Source organism: Corynebacterium sp. zg-331 (assembly GCF_014267345.1).
Lineage (GTDB): Bacteria > Actinomycetota > Actinomycetes > Mycobacteriales > Mycobacteriaceae > Corynebacterium.
Window position 1 is genome coordinate 210,440 of the sequence record NZ_JACMYD010000001.1, and the last position, 16,360, is coordinate 226,799.

The window sequence follows — 16,360 nt, forward strand, 5'->3', positions numbered from 1 at the left end:
AGTGAGTTTATCGGGAACGCCGGTAAAACGGCGTCTCCACGACGTGGAAGGGGTAGTGCTTGCCTCGAATATCCACGGTGAGCTCCGCGCCGGGGGTGGCCAGTGTGCGATCCACGTAGGCCAGCGCGATGGGATGCCCGAGAGTCGGGGAGGGCTGCCCGGAGGTCACCACGCCGATCTCGGAGCCCTCCGGGGAGAGTACGGCGGCCCCCGCCCTGGCGGCCCGCTTACCCTCGGAAGCCAGGCCCACGAGGATTCGGACTGGTTGTTCCACGGTGCTCAACGCCTCCCGGCCTACGAAATCTCCCGATTTTTTCTTAGAGATGAGCACCCCCAGCCCGGCGTCGATCGGGGTGATGTTCACGGAGAGTTCGTTGCCGTAGAGCGGCATGGCGGCCTCGAGTCGGAGGGAATCGCGCGCGGCCAGGCCTGCGGGGCGAAGATCATGGGGTCGTCCGGCCTCCACCGCGGCGGCCCAAAGCGTGGAGGCGGTGGCGTTGGGGGTAAAGAGCTCGAAACCGTCCTCGCCGGTGTAACCGGTGCGGGCCACAAGTACGTTGGGGATCCCGGCGACCTCGGTGGAGAAGGCCGCGTAGTACTTCAGCGCGTGCAGGGTCTCGTGATCCTGCTGCGCAAGGAGAGTGCGGACGATCTCCTCGGCCTGGGGGCCCTGGACGGCGATCAGCGCGGTCTGCGTGGATTCGTCGGCCAGTGTGACGTCAAAGTCCTCGGCGCGCTCGTGCAGCGCGGCCACCACCGTGTCAGTATTAGAGGCGTTGGGCACCACCAGGAACTCGTCGTCGCCTAGCCGATAGGTGATGAGGTCATCGAGGATGCCCCCGTCGGGGCGTACGATCATGGAATACTTGGCACGTCCCACGGCGAGCGCGGAGAGCTGGGAGACTAGGGCGTAGTCAAGGAACTCCGCGGCCTGCGGGCCGGTAACACGTACCTCGCCCATGTGGGAGAGATCGAAAAGGCCGGCACTCGTGCGCACGGCGCGGTGTTCATCGAGCTCCTTGCCGTACTTCAGGGGCATCGACCACTGCCCAAAGGGGGTAAAAGAAGCTCCTAGGACCTCGTGCTCGGCGTGCAGTGGGGAGCGGCGCAGGGATTCGGAATTAGACATCGGTTCCTCCGTTGTCGGCTGTGGTGGGATTATCGGGGGAGATATCGAAGGCTTCCGGGGCGGGGCAAGAACACACGAGGTTGCGATCCCCGTAGGCCTCGTCGATGCGGCGCACCGGCGGGAAATACTTGTTCCGGTAGAGAGAGTCCACCGGCCAAGCGGCCTCTTCTCGGCTAAAGGCATACGGCCACTCGGAGCTGGCGACGCTGGCGGCCGTGAAGGGGGCGTGATAAAGCACCGAATCTCGGTAGGTCACTGAGCCATCGATGATCGCCTGGATCTCGCGGCGGATGGAGCGCAGGGCGTCGACGAAGCGATCCAGCTCCTCCTTGCTTTCCGATTCCGTGGGTTCCACCATTAGCGTTCCTGCTACAGGGAAGGCCAGGGTGGGTGCGTGGAATCCGTAATCGACGAGGCGCTTGCAGACGTCCGCCGCGGTGACCCCCGAGGCATCGGTGAGCGCACGCAAATCCACGATGCACTCGTGGGCGACGAGTCCGGTGGCCCCGGTGTAGAGGATGGGGAAGTCCTCGCGCAGGCGGGCGGCCACGTAGTTTGCCCCCAGGATGGCGTGTGCCGTGGTCTGCTGTAGACCCACGCTGCCCATCATGGCGAGGTAGGCCCAGGAGATCGGTAGAACGCCGGCCGAACCATATCGTGTGGCCGCGACGGGCACGCCGCCGTTCTCGGGTGCGGGGTGTCGTGGATCTGCGGTGGTGGGATCGGTGGGAAGGAACGGAATCAGGTGTTCGCGCACCGCCACCGGGCCCACGCCGGGTCCGCCGCCGCCGTGGGGAATGGTGAAGGTCTTGTGCAGGTTAAGGTGGCTGACGTCCCCGCCGAATTCCCCGGGTTGGGCTAGCCCCGCCAGGGCGTTCATATTCGCGCCGTCGATGTAGACCTGGCCGCCCACCGCGTGTACCTTCTCGCACACCTCGCGTACCTGTGGCTCGAAAACTCCGTGGGTGGAGGGGTAGGTAATCATTATGGCGGCCACGTGCTCCGCGTGTTGCGTCAGCTTTGCGTCTAGGTCGGCTACGTCGATGGATCCGTCCTCGGCGGTGGCCACCACGACCACGCGCAGGTGAGCAAGAGCCGCGGAGGCGGCATTGGTACCGTGTGCGGATTGCGGAATGAGGCAGATGTCCCGGCCGTGATCGCCGCGGGACACGTGGTAGCGGCGAATGGCCAGTAGCCCGGCGAGCTCTCCCTGGGAGCCCGCGTTGGGCTGCACGGAGACCTGTGCGTAGCCCGTGATCGCGGCGAGCCAGTTCTCGATTTCCTCGATGAGCTCGCGCCAGCCCCGCGTGTGTTCCTCCGGGGCATAGGGGTGAATATTGGCAAACTCGGGCCAGCTGATTGGTTCCATGCCCGCGGTGGGGTTGAGCTTCATGGTGCACGAGCCCAGGGGGATCATGGTGCGATCGAGGGCCAGATCTTTATCTGAGAGTTCGCGCAGGTAGCGCATCATGTGCGTCTCGGAGTGCACGCGAGAAAAGATCGGGTGGGTCAGCGTCTCGGAGCGGCGTATCAGGGATTCCGGAAGCCCGTTGAGGTGGGTATCGTCAGCCTTGGGGGAGAGATCTACGCTCGTTCCCAGTACCCGGGCGATGACCAGGACGTCCTCGTCCGTGGTGGATTCGCCGAAGGCGATCGAGATCGCGTCTTGCCCCAGGGGGCGTACCAGGTAACCAGCCTCGGCGAGCTCGTCGGTGATGCTCGTGGCGGGCCGAGAAGTTCGGATGGTGAGGGTATCAAAGAATGTGTCGTGGACCAGATCGAGTTCCGGTGCGTGTGCCACCGCCCGTGCTAGGAGGGCGGCGCGACGATGAATTCCCTCAGCGATGCGCCGTAGGCCCGCTGGGCCGTGATAGATGGCGTACATGGAGGCCACGACTGCCAGCAGGGCCTGGGCTGTGCAGATATTCGAGGTGGCCTTTTCTCTGCGGATGTGCTGCTCGCGGGTCTGCAGGGCCAGGCGATAGGCTGGCGCTCCCGAGGCATCCTTGGAGACCCCCACCACGCGGCCGGGAAGCTGGCGCTTGAGCTTGTCCGTGACTGAGATGAAGGCGGCGTGGGGCCCGCCGAAGAAGAGCGGCACGCCGAAGCGCTGAGAGGATCCCACCGCGATGTCTGCCCCGAGGACTCCCGGGGACTCCAGCACCTGGAGGGCCATGAGATCGCAGGCAACGGCCACGAGGCCTCCGCGGGTGTGCATGTCCTCGATGAGGGGGCGTGGATCGACGATGTCCCCTTCGGTTCCTGGGTAGGCGATGACCGCTCCCACGTAATCTTCGCCCACGATCGGCCCACGTAGATTTTCTACCTCTACCTCTAACTCGATGGTACGGGCGCGCTCGGCGGCCACGGCGAGGACCTGGGGATGCAGGCGGGAATCTAAAAGCACCCGCCGCCCCTTTTTCTTGGCGCGCGACATCAGTCCCACGGCTTCTGCCACGGCGCTGGCTTCGTCAAGTAAGGACGCGCCGGCGATGGGGAGGCCGGTGAGTTCGGAGATGAGCGTTTGGAAATTCAGGAGGGCTTCAAGGCGACCTTGGGAGATTTCCGGCTGGTAGGGGGTGTAGGCGGTGTACCAGCCCGGATCCTCAAGTACCCCGCGGCGGATGACGGGCGGGGTGAGGGTGTCGTAGTACCCCTGGCCGTACAGGGAGGTAAGCACCACGTTCTTGGCGGCGAGTTCCCGAAGCCTGGCCTGAGCTTGATGCTCGGTCAAGGGCTGGGGAAGGCGGGGCGTCGAGGAGACGCAGATGGTGTGTGGCAGGGCGGAATCGAGCAGCTCCTCCATGGAGGAAAAACCAAGGGTGGCGAGCATCGCGCTGGACTCGGCGTGATCCGGTCCGAGGTGTCGCGCTGGGTAGGACGAGGGATCGGTCACGGGGGCGAGATGAGTCAAGTGAGGTGTCTCCTTTAACCGCGGTTTGAGTGAGATATCTAGCCGCATTATAAACGCTGCGAGGTGCATAACAACGAGGCCCTAGCCCCGAATGGGGCTAGGGCCTCGAATCGATGCGCGAGAAAGAACGCAGGAGAGGGGCTAGAGCAGCAGGTCGCTCTCGAAGTCGGCGGTCTCCAGTCGATCCTTGATGGTGGTCAGGAAACGCCCGGCGTCGGCACCGTCGACCAACTGGTGATCGTAGGTCAGTGGCAGGAATACCATCTGACGGATGGCGATCGCGTCCAGACCATCGCGGGTGACTACCACGGGGCGCTTAGTGATCACGCCGGTGCCCAGGATACCGGCCTGCGGCGGCACGAGGATCGGGGTATCGGTCAGTGCACCCTCGGAACCGATGTTGGTGATGGTGAACGTACCACCCACCAGGTCGTTCGGCTTGAGCTTGTTGTTGCGGGCGCGATCCGCCAGTTCGGCGATGGCCTGGGCCAGCTCCGGCAGCGTCTTATCCTGCGCGTTATGGATTACCGGCGTGAGCAGGCCAGCTGGGGTATCCACAGCGATGGAAAGGTTCACGCTCTCGTGATACGTGATCTCCTTGGTCTCGGCGTTATAGGAGGCGTTGACGTTCGGGTGGGAGACCAAGGCTTCCACCACGGCCTTGGCGAAGAACGGCAGATAGGTGAGGTTGGCGCCGTGCTTTTCCGCGAAGGCGGGCTTATGGGTCTTGCGTAGCTGCGCGACCTTGGTCATGTCCACCTCCTGCACCTGGGTGAGCTGCGCGGAGGTCTGCAGTGCCTCCACCGTCTTAGTGGCGGTGATCTGGCGGATGCGGTTGGCCTTCTGCACGGTGCCGCGCAACTTGGCCTTTTGCGGGTCCACGGACTTCATGGAAGCGGTCCCCGGAGCCTTGGGGGCGGGAGACTTCTCTGGGCTTTGGGCGTCAGATTCGGGGGTAGATCCGCCCTCGGCGGCCGCGAGCACATCCTGCTTACGGACGCGCCCGCCCACGCCGGTGCCGGTAACGGTACTGAGATCCACGGAGTGCTTCTCCGCCAGCTTGCGCACCAGCGGGGTGACGTAGGGGAATGCGCCGGAGGTAGTGGAGGACGTGGTGTCCTCGTCCTTTTCCTTCTTTTCTTCCGGCTGCGCCTCGGGAGCCGAGGTCTCCTCCGGCGTGGGCTTCGCGGAGGAGACCTGCTCGGTGGGTTGAGGATCGTCCTTCTTGGGTTCGGCCGGGGCGGCGTCCTTATCGCCGATGCGAGCGATGGTGGCACCCACGTCCACGGTGTCATCCTCCTCGGCGAGGATCTCCAACAGCGTTCCGGCCACGGGGGAGGGAACCTCGGTGTCCACCTTGTCGGTGGAGACCTCCAGCAAAGGCTCGTCGGCTTCGACGGTGTCGCCGACGGACTTGAGCCACTGGGTGATGGTTCCCTCGGTGACGGACTCTCCCAGTTCGGGCATCGCCACGTCGGTAGCTTCGCTGGCGGTCTGCTGCGTTGCGGTGGGTTCCTCGCGGGATTCCTGGGGAGCATCCTGGGGCGGGGCTGACTCGGCCGGGGCGTCGGCTGAGGCCTCGTCGGCATCACCAATCACGGCGATGACGGAACCGACATCGACGGTGTCATCCTCCTCGGCCTTGATCTCGAGGAGAACGCCGGAGGCCGGGGAGGGGACCTCGGTGTCCACCTTGTCGGTGGAGACCTCCAGCAAAGGCTCGTCGGCTTCGACGGTGTCGCCGACGGACTTGAGCCACTGGGTGATGGTTCCCTCGGTGACGGACTCGCCCAGTTCGGGCATCTCTACTGAGAACGCCATGTGTGTCAGACTCCTCGATAGTCGTGTAGGTGGATCTAATACATTAACCGTACCTGTCCGCAGCCGGAGGCGTGCACCGGAGGTGCCCCTACTGGTGCGGTGGGCACGGTATCGCGGGATAGCGGTGCGTATCCCTACAATGATAGGCCGTGTTTAAACTTTTTGGTCGCCGCAAGGATCGACGGGGCCCGCGCCCGCCCCGGGCCCCGGGCGCGACGATCCGCCCCGATGACGCTGCCGAGCTGTGCGAGTGGGCGCAGGGGCGAGCGTTCATTGAGGCCTTCGTGGAGCCGGAAACCTTTGTCAACGAGATGTCCGCCGTGATCGTGGATGAGACGGGAGATTTTATCCGCCGGCGCATCGGCGGCCCCAAGGGGATCGATGCCCTGGCCAAGCTCCTCGATTGCCCCGTCTATGACGTGGAAGAAACCGGCTATCCGCAGCGCATGCGGGACCGGATAGAACGAGACAGGATCCTGCGCAAGCGCGCGGAGCAGCAGCGACGCCGCGCCCACTGGGAGCGCGGCGGATACGACTAGCGCTGGTGCTGGGCGAGGTGCTCCAGGGTGCGCAGGAGGGTGCGCACCGGCGCCCCGGTGGCGCGCGGCGGGGTATAGCCGTAGGCCGCGCCCTCGTTCCACGCGGGACCGGCGACGTCGAGGTGCGCCCATTCGATGCCCTCGCTGATGAATCGGGAAAGATATGTTCCAGCGAAGAGCATCTGGCCGTGGCGGGAATTGTGGCTGTTACGCACGTCCGCGACGGGTGAGGACAACTCCTCGTCGTGTTCTTCGAGCAGAGGCATGGCCCAGGAGGGTTCGCCTACCTCGCGGCCCGTCCGCGCTACCAGATCCCGGAGCTTTGCCGAACCCATCACGCCAGCGGTGCGAGTCCCTAGGGCCACGAGCTGTCCTCCGGTGAGGGTAGCGGCCTCCATGAGGACGTCGGGCTTATCCTCGCTGGCGCGAGCGAGAGCGTCGGCAAGCACGAGGCGCCCCTCCGCATCGGTGTTGATGATCTCCGAGCTCAGGCCACCGTAGTGGGTGATGACGTCACCGGGACGGGTGGCCGAGCCCGAGGGCATGTTCTCTGCGAGTGGTAGCCACGCGGTGATTTCCACGGGCAGCTCGAGGCGCGCCGCGGCGAATACGCTAGCGGCGACGGCGGCGGAGCCTCCCATATCGGAGATCATGGTCTCCATGGTGGCGGGTGGCTTGAGAGAGATACCGCCGGTATCGAAGGTGATGCCCTTGCCTACCAGGGCCGCGTGCACCCGGGCCTGGGCCGGAGCCCAATGCAGCCGCACCAGGCGGGGAGAACGCTGGGAGCCGGCACCTACCGCCAGGATTCCACCGAATCCCTCTGAACGGAGGCGATCCTCGGCATAAACCTCGGCCGTGATCCCATACTTGGCGGCGAGATCGACGAGGGTGTCGGCATAGGAGGCGGGGTAGAGATCCCGGGCCGAGGTATTGGTGAGGTCGCGCGCTAAGATCACGGCCTCGGCGGCGATGGTAGCACGGTGGAATGCTGCTTTGGCCTGCTTTCCGCCGCCCATGAAGGTGATCGTGCCGGGTTTGGCTCTCGGGTCGGTGCGCCTGCCGGGATAGGAATAGGAACCCAGTACGTAGCCCTCGACCGCCGCGCCGAGGAGATCCTCGCCAAGCGATCCCAGACAGGTCACTACCTTGCCGTGCTCCCGCAGGTGGCGTGCGGCGTTGCCCATGGCCCGGCGAACCACTTCGGTATCGCATTCGTCGGCCGCGCCGAGACCCAGCAGGGCGACGGCCGGAGCCGCGATCGTGGCCGGGGCGGGGACCACGGCGATCTCGCCGGGCTTGCCATGAAATCCCACGGCCGTCGCTGCGGTGAGCATGCCGCGGGCGGCCTTGGTGCCGAGTAGATCGGTGAGCGCAAACTCTGGGCCTTCCTCTGTGGTGAAGGCCGGAATGAGAGCCACGTGGGCGTGCTTGGGGGTGGTTTTACTCAGGGTGGGGGACGCGAAGGAGCCGCGAATAGGCAGTCCGTTGAGCATAGAACCTCCTGTGTCGGGGTAGTGCGATCGTGCGAACCCGATTAAGCCTATCGCTCGGGGTGGGGCATGTATGGTGAGGAGCATGACTTCTCTTGCCTTTGAGGTTCACCGCAACCCTCGTCCACTGCCTGCGGCTGATCGCTCGAATATCCTGGCTAATCCCGCTTTTGGCCAGCAATTTACCGACCACATGGTGCGCATCGATTGGGATCGGGAACGGGGGTGGTACGATGCCAGGGTGCTGCCCTTCGGCAGCATTGAGCTCTCGCCGGCGTCCTCGGTGCTGCACTACGGTCAGGCCATCTTCGAGGGGATCAAGGCCTACCGGATGCCGGATGGTTCCATTGCCACCTTCCGCCCCGAGCGCAATGCCCAGCGCATGCAGGATTCCGCACGCCGCATGGCCATGCCGGAGCTGCCGGTGTCGGACTTCTTAGAGGCGCTGCGGGTGCTTGTGGAGGTCGATCGGGACTGGGTGCCCGCGGCCGGCGGGGAGGCCGCCCTGTACCTGCGCCCCCTGATGTTCGCCACGGAGGCCACGTTGGGTGTGCATCCTTCCGCTTCCTATACTTTCCTGCTCATGGCCTCGCCCTCGGGGGCATACTTCCAAGGCGGCGTGAACCCGGTGAGCGTGTGGCTCTCCGAGGATTACGTGCGCGCCGCCCCGGGCGGGACGGGTGCTGCGAAGTTCGCCGGTAATTACGCCGCCTCTCTGCTGGCCCAGGCCCAGGCGAGCGAGAAGGGCTGCGATCAGGTGGTGTGGCTCGACGCCGTGGAGCGGAAGTACATTGAAGAGATGGGGGGTATGAATCTGATGTTCGTCTACGGCTCCGAGGAATCCCCCGAGGGGGTGACGCTGGTGACCCCGGAGCTCAGCGGCTCCCTGCTGCCGGGCGTGACCCGCGATAGCCTGCTTCATGTGGCCCGAGACCTGGGCTATGCCACCGAGCAGCGGCGCATCTCCAAGGAAGAATGGCGCCGGGATGCGGAATCGGGGGTGATGACGGAAACCCTCGCCTGCGGCACGGCCGCCGTGGTGACACCGGTGGGCGTGGTGAAGTCCGCACAGGGAGAGTTCACTGTGGGCGATAACCAGCCGGGCCCGGTAACGATGAGGCTGCGCCAGCGGCTCACAGATATTCAGCGCGGGGTAGCGCAGGATACCCACGGGTGGCGCTACGGCTTGGTGTCCGCCGGGGAGTAACGGCATCCGGGCGCGACAGCGCGCCGTCGATACACCGCCTTTGAGATCTGGTGGGAGGCGTTTTAACCCGCGTACAGCGCGGTGGCGGCCCGGATGAGGGGGAGGGCCGTGGCGGCCCCGGTGCCCATGCCTAGAGGCATATTCAGGGCAAAGAGGGGAGTCACACCGATGCGCCGCAGGGCGAGGAGGTGGCCCGCCTGGGGAGTGAGCTGACCCGCGAGCATCCATTGCTTCGCACCGGGGGCTAGGGCCTCGGCGTAGCATGCGGCCACACAGGTCACGGTGGTGTCGAGCAGGATTGGGGTGCGGCGCACCGCGCACTGCGCGAGGAACCCCACTAGCGCGATCATTGCAGGGCTGGCGAGGTGGTACAGAAGATCGTGCGCGGATCCCCGGTGGATCCGACCCTGGAACATGAGGTCGCGCACTAGGCTGACGCGTTGACTCCACTGCCTATCTGCGGTGCCGTGAAACCCTACGATCGTCACGGGATCCTCCTGGCAGAGGAGCCCCAGCAGTGCCAGGGCCTCCTCCTCGTCCCCCGCACCGATGGAGGCCGGCAGGACGAGGTCGGTGCCGCGATCGGCCTGGGCGTCGGCACCCCGAGCGCCCCGGGATAGGGCCTCGTCGAAAGATTCCTGCGGGGGGCATTCTATGAGTTCCGTGGGAATGTCAGTGGCCTCTGCGAAGACCTGGGTAGGGGCAGTGGCCTCGCGGAACTGCCGAAGCAGGGTGGCGGTGTCGGTGGCCTCGGCAGCTGAGGAAAGACGGGGGCCGCCTACGGCGACGAGCCGAGGTGCGTTCAGGGGGCGCAAGGGGGCTGCGGCGTTGACCCCCTGGGCGGAGGCGAAGAAAGCGGCGATGTCGTGTAGCCTGCCCGCCGCCTCGACTGGGACGGGGCAGGGGAGGAGCTCCGCCTCGCCGGCGGGAGGAGCAACGGTGCTAAAAAACTCCACGGTAGGCCTCCGCTGATTGGTTTTTCTGGTGGTGAATCATCGAGGTGAGGGAGGCCCTAGCGGCCTTGTCGTCCCACCGGAGTGCCTACCTCCACGCGTGGTTTCGGGCTACGCCAGCGGCGTGGCTGGGTGGCGCGGGAGTAAGCATAAAAACCAAAGCCCATACCGGACTGGGCGGTGTTGGGAAACTCGGCGCGCAGGGCTCGATGAGCGCGCCGACCGATGATGACGCCCTCCACCGCGAAGAGAAGGATGATGGCCATGGAGACAAGAGAAACCACCCCGGCGACCTGGGGGAGCCCGTTGGTCACGACCATGGAGACTAAGAGAACCAAGGCGAAGGGCATGACCCAGTTATTGAGGAAGCGGTGTGCGTCCACCCAATCGCGGGCAAAGGCGCGCTCCGGACCCTTGTCCCTGGGCAAAAGATATCGCTCTTCGCCGCGATCCATCGCGGCCTGGGTCTCGCGCTGGCGGCGCCGAGATTCCTCGCGCTCCTTGCGCCGGTAGTCTTTCCACTCCTGCTTAGTCATGGAGGTCTTGAGTTCCTTGCGCTTGTGGCGCTGCTGTTGCGCAGTGGTGGGGGCCATCGAGGCACCGCGGATCACCCCGCGCTCCAATTCCACCTCCTTGCGCCGAGGGGTGGGTCGCCCCTTCGGCGGGGTGTACCCCTTGGGCAGCGGAACTTCCGCCGGTTCCTGCGGCAGGGGTGCATTTTCCCGGGAATCGTCCCGGTGGGCGGGAGCGCTGGTGTTTCGCCACGGTAATTTCACGGCTCCAACTGTACAAGCCCAGGAGCATCCGGCGGGAATAGCGCCGCGTGTATCCGCGTTACACTTGGCGATGCCATCCGAGCCGTTGGTGGGCGGCCGAATCGTGTGACGCTGCGGCGGCACCGAGGGTAGGGTGATGGAAACACGCAGCATGATAGTTCACGCAGCAAGGAGTTTATCGAGATGACTGCACCGACGAGCACGGGAGTGACGTTGTCCGAGGCCGCGGCGGCCAAGGCAAAGGCACTCTTAGACCAGGAAGGCCGCGACGATCTTTCCCTGCGCATTGCCGTGCAGCCCGGCGGCTGTGCGGGCCTGCGCTACCAGCTTTACTTCGACGATCGCGCCCTGGACGGGGATAAAAGCGATGAGTTTGGTGGAGTACGCCTGGTGATCGATAAGATGTCCGTGCCCTATCTGATGGGGGCGACGATTGATTTCGCCGACACCATCGAGCAGCAGGGCTTTACCATCGACAACCCCAATGCTGGGGGGTCGTGCGCGTGCGGGGATTCCTTCCACTAATCCGCCATCGCGTGGCCCGTGGGTCAGGGGCAGCCTTGACACACGGGCTTTTCTAGATGTCCACGGGATAGTCCTTGTGCTCGATGTGGGGATCGATGCGGCGTTCCACGAAGATCCCGTACCAGATCATGAAGGCGAGAACCGTCCACAGCCGACGCGAGTGATCGGAGACGCCATCGCGGTGCTCCTTGAGCATCTCGAGCACGGCTTTCTTATCGAAGATGTCTTCGGTATGGGACTCGCGGATCGTGTCCTGCGCCCAGCCGTGGAGTTCCTCACCGGCCAGCCAATGTCGCATGGGAACGGGGAAGCCCAGCTTCTTGCGGTGCAAGACGTGCGGTGGAACGATCTGCTCCATGGCCTTGCGCAGGGCATACTTGGTGGTGCTGTGGGAGATCTTTAGCTCGTGGGGGATGGATTCGGCAACTCGGAACACCTCTTTATCCAGGAAGGGAACGCGCAGTTCCAGGGAATTGGCCATGTTGATCTTGTCTGCCTTGACCAGGATATCGCCGCGCATCCAGGTAAAGAGGTCGAGGTGTTGCATCCTGGCCACCGGATCCATGCGGCCAGACTGGGCGTAGATGGGGGCCGTGACCTCGCGGTGATCCCACTCGGGGAGAGCCCAGGGAATAACACGCTGCATCTGTGCGAAATTGAACGAGCGCGCATTGCCGTAATAGCGCTCTTCCATGGTCATGGAGCCACGCTCCAGGAGGGACTTGCCCTTCATCCCCTCGGGGAGTACCGAGCTGAGGTGTCGCAGCCCCTTGCGCAAGGGGGAGGGGATTTTTTCGAAGGCGGCCAGGGAGAGCGGTTCTTTGTAGATGGTGTACCCACCGAAGAGTTCGTCGGCGCCCTCGCCGGAGAGCACCACCTTGACGTGCTTGCGGGCTTCCGCGGCGACAAAGTACAGCGGGACCAGGGAGGGGTCGGCCACCGGATCGTCGAGGTACCACATGATCTTTGGCAGCGCATCGACGTACTCCTCGGGGGAGACGATCTTGACGATGTGCTCGGCACCGATGGCGGCCGCAGATTCCGCGGCGACATCGACTTCGGAATACCCCTCGCGCTCGAATCCGGTGGTGAAGGTGAGCAGGTTGGGATTATGACGCTTTGCCAGGGCCGCGATGGCGGTAGAGTCAATGCCCCCGGAGAGGAAGGAGCCGACGGTGACGTCGGCGCGCATATGCTTTTCCACGCTGTCTTCCAGCACGCGCGCGATGCGGTCGAAGAGTTGCTGCTCCTGACCGCTGGGCACCGGTGAGGTACGGAAGGCAGGGCGGAAGTAGCGCTCGATCCGCGGCACATCTCCCGGGGTGACGGTGGCGTAGCACCCAGACTCCAGGCGCTGGATGCCGACGTTGAGGGTTTCTGGTTCCGGCACGTACTGGAGATCCACGTAGTGCTCGATGGCGCGGCGGTCAAGACTGAGGTCTAGATTCAAGGCCGTGGCCATGTCCATGATGGACTTCTTCTCCGAAGAAAAGACGGTGCCTCGATCTGTCGTGGCGAGGAAGAGAGGTTTGATTCCGAATTGATCGCGGGCGAGGAAGAGACGACGCTCCTGAGAATCCCACACTGCAAAACCAAACATGCCGCGTAGGTGTTCCACGACGGCCGCTCCCCAGTGGTGATAGCCCACCACGATGGTTTCGGAATCGCCTGTGGTGTGGAAGGTGTAGCCGGCCTCTTGAAGCTCCTCCCGTAGCTCTACGTAATTATAGATCTCGCCGTTGAAGGTGAGCATGTAGCGCCCGGGATTGTCCTCGGGTCCCCAGCGTAGAGGCTGATGGGAGTGCTCGAGATCGACGATGGAGAGCCGATTGAATCCCAAGACGATATCGTCATCCGACCACGACTCGGAATCGTCGGGACCGCGATGACGCTGGCAGACGAGAGCGTCGGTCACGGCATCGAGGAAGTCGGCGGCCTTCCCGTCGGAGGACAGGAAACCAAGAAGCCCGCACATAATTCTTTGCCTACTCCTTAACAGATGGGGTGAGAGTAAAAATATATTATAAATAATGATGGCACGAGCGGCTGCTTGCCGCACATGCCGCAGGTGGCGGCCGGGGCGCGTTTGGCGCTCGATGCCCTCCCCGAATGGGTGACAACTTTCGATGGATCTTTGATGAGGGGTGCGCCACATCGGGGCCTTGGGCGGGGAGGGGGAAAAGGGGCTAGGCCAGTGATATTCGCCCTGAGTGGGGATAAACTGTGCCATCCCTGGGAATCTGGGGGGAGGGGTTCAGCGTGGTTTCAGGAGCCTGATCGGCTATCCTGCTGTTTAGGAATGAACCACAGTCCTCTTTGGTCGATCTTGGTTCTTGGAAGCTGTGTGGAAGGAAAGGCAGACACACGTGGAACAGCGAAATCGAGCAGGCCGCGGCCGGAAGGTAGCCCTGGGGGGCATCGTTACCGCTGCGGGTCTTGCCTTGTCTGGCTGTGACGTCGCTCCGCCGGAGGCCGTGGATCGGTTGCTGCGCATGGGGTGGCCCCAGGGAATCACCCCCGAGGCTACCGCCATGGGTAACTTCTGGGTCTGGGTCTGGGTCGCGGCGTGGATCATCGGTCTTATCATGTGGGGCCTCTTCCTCACCGCTATCTTCCGATGGGGTGCCAAGCGGGCCGAGAAGAACGGTGCGGGTGAGTTTCCCCGGCAGACGCAGTACAACATTCCTCTGGAACTTGTGCTGACCACCGTGCCCATCGTGATCGTCATGGTCATCTTTTTCTTCACGGTTCAAACTCAACAGAAGGTCACCGCGCTGGATAAGAATCCCGAGGTGACCGTGGATGTCACCGCCTTCCAGTGGAACTGGAAGTTTGGGTACGCCGAGGTGGCCGGTTCCCTGATGCCCAATGGTCAGGACTATGTGGGCACCAACGAGGAGCGCCAGCGCCTGGCGGATGAGACCCGCGTGAGCTCCGATGGGAATAACCCCATCCACGGCAAGTCCAAGCGCGATATGTCCTACCTCAACTACAACACGGTGGAGACGCTGGGTACTACGGAAGAGATTCCCGTTTTGGTGCTGCCGAGCCAGACCCCGATCGAGTTCCGCTTGGCCTCCGGCGATGTTTCCCACGCCTTCTGGATTCCCGAGTTCCTGTTCAAGCGCGATGTCTACGCTCACCCGGAGTCCAACCAGCAGCAGCGTGCTTTCCAGGTGGAAAAGATTGAGAAGGAAGGCGCCTTTGTTGGCCGCTGCGCGGAGATGTGTGGTACTTATCACGCCATGATGAACTTTGAACTGCGGGTGGTTACCCCCGATCAGTTCCGTGACTACATGGCCTTCCGTACCGCTAATCCGGGTGCTCCGAACTCGGATGCGCTGAAGGCTATCGGTGAGGCTCCCTATGCCACCAGTACGCATCCGTTCAACTCCGATCGCAACACCAGCGACGGCGATAACTACGTGGATCACAACGCCTAAGGGGTAGGAGCTGCATCATGAAATCAAGTACCAAGATCATGTACTCGATGACCGTCTTTATGGTCATCATGGCGGTCATCTACATTCTGGCTACCACCTATATTCAGGACGACGGTTACCGTCACGGTACTGAATGGGCGGGTGTGGTTGGTCTGGTTTTGGCCTCGGCCTTGACGCTCATGCTCGGCGGATATCTTCACTTCACCGAGCGTCGCATGGACATCCTTCCGGAGGATTGGGAGGAGGCTGAGGTTGCAGACAAGGCGGGCACCCTGGGTTTCTTTAGTCCCAGTTCGATCTGGCCCGCGGCTATGTCTGGCGCGATCCTTGTCCTTGGTCTGGGGATTATCTACTTGCACTGGTGGATGATCGCGCTGGGCGCCGTGCTGCTCATCTACACCACGGCGAAGCTGAGCCTTCAGTACGGTCAGCCGAGGGAAAAGCATTAAGAAGGTAATTTGTTTTATATGCCCTGCCGCTTATTGCGGTGGGGCATTTCCCTATTTTATTTCTATGTGAGAAATGGTTTTCTCATAAATTCGCATGATCACGTTCGATGGACGGGTGATCGACGGGCGCGGAACGATGGATAAAAAGGATGAGGCTCGGGGGTTATCCAAAAGTTTGATACCGGCGTGGCGTCGCGGCGGGTAAAGGTGAGTTATATCACCTTCGGGAACTGTGGGGAACTTACGCGCGACCCGCCTCCATCGGGGCGGTGCTTTCCGGATTGACCTGCTATTTTGTGAAGGTGTCGATGCGCTCTCGTGACCTGCATGAATGGGGAAGGTGTGATGTTCGCCGTGACGGGGGTGGTGGCGTCTGCGTGTGATGGCTGAGTCTTGGCTCAACCCGCGCTGAAAAGGTGCGGGGGAGTCGAGGTGACTTCCTGGCTTTGACCAGTCATACTAATAGGCGTGACGAGCGCAATTTCAAACTCAGGTACGGCAGCACCGCAGCGTGTTCCGACGCTGAACCGCCCCAATATGGTCAGTGTCGGTACCATCGTGTTTCTGTCGCAGGAATTGATGTTCTTCGCCGGACTCTTCGCGATGTACTTTACGTCGCGGGCCAATGGTCAGTCCGGAGACTGGGCCCACCAGGCCGAGCATCTCAACGTGTGGTACGCGTTGATGATCACGGTGGTTCTGGTGACCTCCTCCGTGACCTCGCAGTTCGGCGTGTTTGCAGCGGAAAGGGGTGACGTTTATGGGCTGCGCAAGTGGTACTCGCTGACGATCCTGCTGGGCGTAATCTTCCTCTGCCTCCAGGGGTATGAGTACACCCACCTCATCATGCACGGGGTCACCATCCCGAACAGCGTGTTCGCTTCCGTCTTTTACATCACCACGGGCTTCCATGCCGCCCACGTGCTGGCTGGCGTGCTTGCTTTCGTGGTGATTCTCCTGCGCGTGGCTAAGTCCAAGTTCACGCCAGCACAGGCGACGGCAGCCATGGTGGTGTCGTACTACTGGCACTTCGTCGATGTCGTCTGGATCGGTCTGTTCGTGGTCGTGTACGTGATTCACTAAGGGAGCCTGATCCGGTTTCACTGCGCCA

Annotated in this window: 13 protein-coding genes; 6 read left to right on the top strand and 7 right to left on the bottom strand. The window is 63.2% G+C overall.

Annotated elements, in window-relative coordinates:
- Positions 1 to 7 precede the first annotated feature (7 nt).
- The 3 genes from gcvT to sucB form a co-directional block, all read right to left on the bottom strand.
- Positions 8 to 1,129, bottom strand: coding sequence for a glycine cleavage system aminomethyltransferase GcvT (gene gcvT, locus H7347_RS01090; protein WP_152820506.1), 1,122 nt, complete (start codon positions 1,127 to 1,129; stop codon positions 8 to 10).
- A complete protein-coding gene (gene gcvP, locus H7347_RS01095) occupies positions 1,122 to 4,043 on the bottom strand; it encodes an aminomethyl-transferring glycine dehydrogenase (RefSeq protein ID WP_227658935.1) in 2,922 nt (973 codons plus the stop codon). The genes gcvT and gcvP overlap by 8 nt, the downstream gene beginning before the upstream one ends.
- Before the next feature lie 141 nt (positions 4,044 to 4,184).
- Entirely contained in the window at positions 4,185 to 5,864 is a 1,680-nt protein-coding gene (sucB, locus tag H7347_RS01100) for a 2-oxoglutarate dehydrogenase, E2 component, dihydrolipoamide succinyltransferase (protein ID WP_152820509.1), read from the bottom strand.
- Positions 5,865 to 6,013: 149 nt separating this feature from the next.
- Between sucB and H7347_RS01105 the strand changes: the two genes are divergently transcribed.
- The gene (locus H7347_RS01105; protein WP_186337078.1) at positions 6,014 to 6,403 is read left to right on the top strand and encodes an oxidoreductase; all 390 of its coding nucleotides are present in this window, start codon (positions 6,014 to 6,016) and stop codon (positions 6,401 to 6,403) included.
- On the opposite strand, the gene H7347_RS01110 is transcribed toward H7347_RS01105, so the two are convergent.
- Positions 6,400 to 7,899 (bottom strand): leucyl aminopeptidase, encoded by a 1,500-nt coding sequence (locus tag H7347_RS01110; RefSeq protein ID WP_186337079.1) that lies wholly within the window; start codon positions 7,897 to 7,899, stop codon positions 6,400 to 6,402. The two genes, H7347_RS01105 and H7347_RS01110, sit on opposite strands and share 4 nt — an antisense overlap.
- Before the next feature lie 82 nt (positions 7,900 to 7,981).
- On the opposite strand from H7347_RS01110, the gene H7347_RS01115 reads away from it, so the two are divergent.
- Positions 7,982 to 9,103 (top strand): branched-chain amino acid aminotransferase, encoded by a 1,122-nt coding sequence (locus H7347_RS01115; protein ID WP_152820511.1) that lies wholly within the window; start codon positions 7,982 to 7,984, stop codon positions 9,101 to 9,103.
- A 62-nt stretch (positions 9,104 to 9,165) separates the two neighbouring features.
- Here H7347_RS01115 and H7347_RS01120 read toward each other — a convergent pair whose 3' ends face one another.
- The gene (locus tag H7347_RS01120; RefSeq protein ID WP_152820514.1) at positions 9,166 to 10,059 is read right to left on the bottom strand and encodes a nicotinate-nucleotide--dimethylbenzimidazole phosphoribosyltransferase; all 894 of its coding nucleotides are present in this window, start codon (positions 10,057 to 10,059) and stop codon (positions 9,166 to 9,168) included.
- Between the two features lie 56 nt (positions 10,060 to 10,115).
- Complete coding sequence (locus H7347_RS01125; RefSeq protein WP_370513878.1) at positions 10,116 to 10,832, bottom strand: DUF3043 domain-containing protein; 717 nt, start codon at positions 10,830 to 10,832, stop codon at positions 10,116 to 10,118.
- Between the two features lie 183 nt (positions 10,833 to 11,015).
- Here H7347_RS01125 and H7347_RS01130 point away from each other — a divergent pair, with 183 nt between their 5' ends.
- Positions 11,016 to 11,357, top strand: a complete 342-nt coding sequence (locus H7347_RS01130; protein ID WP_152820519.1) for an iron-sulfur cluster assembly accessory protein — start codon at positions 11,016 to 11,018, stop codon at positions 11,355 to 11,357.
- Between the two features lie 52 nt (positions 11,358 to 11,409).
- Here H7347_RS01130 and asnB read toward each other — a convergent pair whose 3' ends face one another.
- Positions 11,410 to 13,332: an asparagine synthase (glutamine-hydrolyzing) gene (asnB, locus tag H7347_RS01135; protein WP_152820521.1), complete on the bottom strand. Its 1,923-nt coding sequence runs from the start codon at positions 13,330 to 13,332 to the stop codon at positions 11,410 to 11,412.
- Between the two features lie 391 nt (positions 13,333 to 13,723).
- Here asnB and H7347_RS01140 point away from each other — a divergent pair, with 391 nt between their 5' ends.
- The 3 genes from H7347_RS01140 to H7347_RS01150 all read left to right on the top strand — a co-directional run bounded on the left by H7347_RS01140 (position 13,724) and on the right by H7347_RS01150 (position 16,332).
- The gene (locus H7347_RS01140) at positions 13,724 to 14,800 is read left to right on the top strand and encodes a cytochrome c oxidase subunit II (protein WP_186337080.1); all 1,077 of its coding nucleotides are present in this window, start codon (positions 13,724 to 13,726) and stop codon (positions 14,798 to 14,800) included.
- Between the two features lie 17 nt (positions 14,801 to 14,817).
- Positions 14,818 to 15,249: a cytochrome c oxidase subunit 4 gene (locus H7347_RS01145; protein WP_152820526.1), complete on the top strand. Its 432-nt coding sequence runs from the start codon at positions 14,818 to 14,820 to the stop codon at positions 15,247 to 15,249.
- A 468-nt stretch (positions 15,250 to 15,717) separates the two neighbouring features.
- Entirely contained in the window at positions 15,718 to 16,332 is a 615-nt protein-coding gene (locus H7347_RS01150; protein ID WP_186337081.1) for a heme-copper oxidase subunit III, read from the top strand.
- Positions 16,333 to 16,360: the final 28 nt, after the last annotated feature.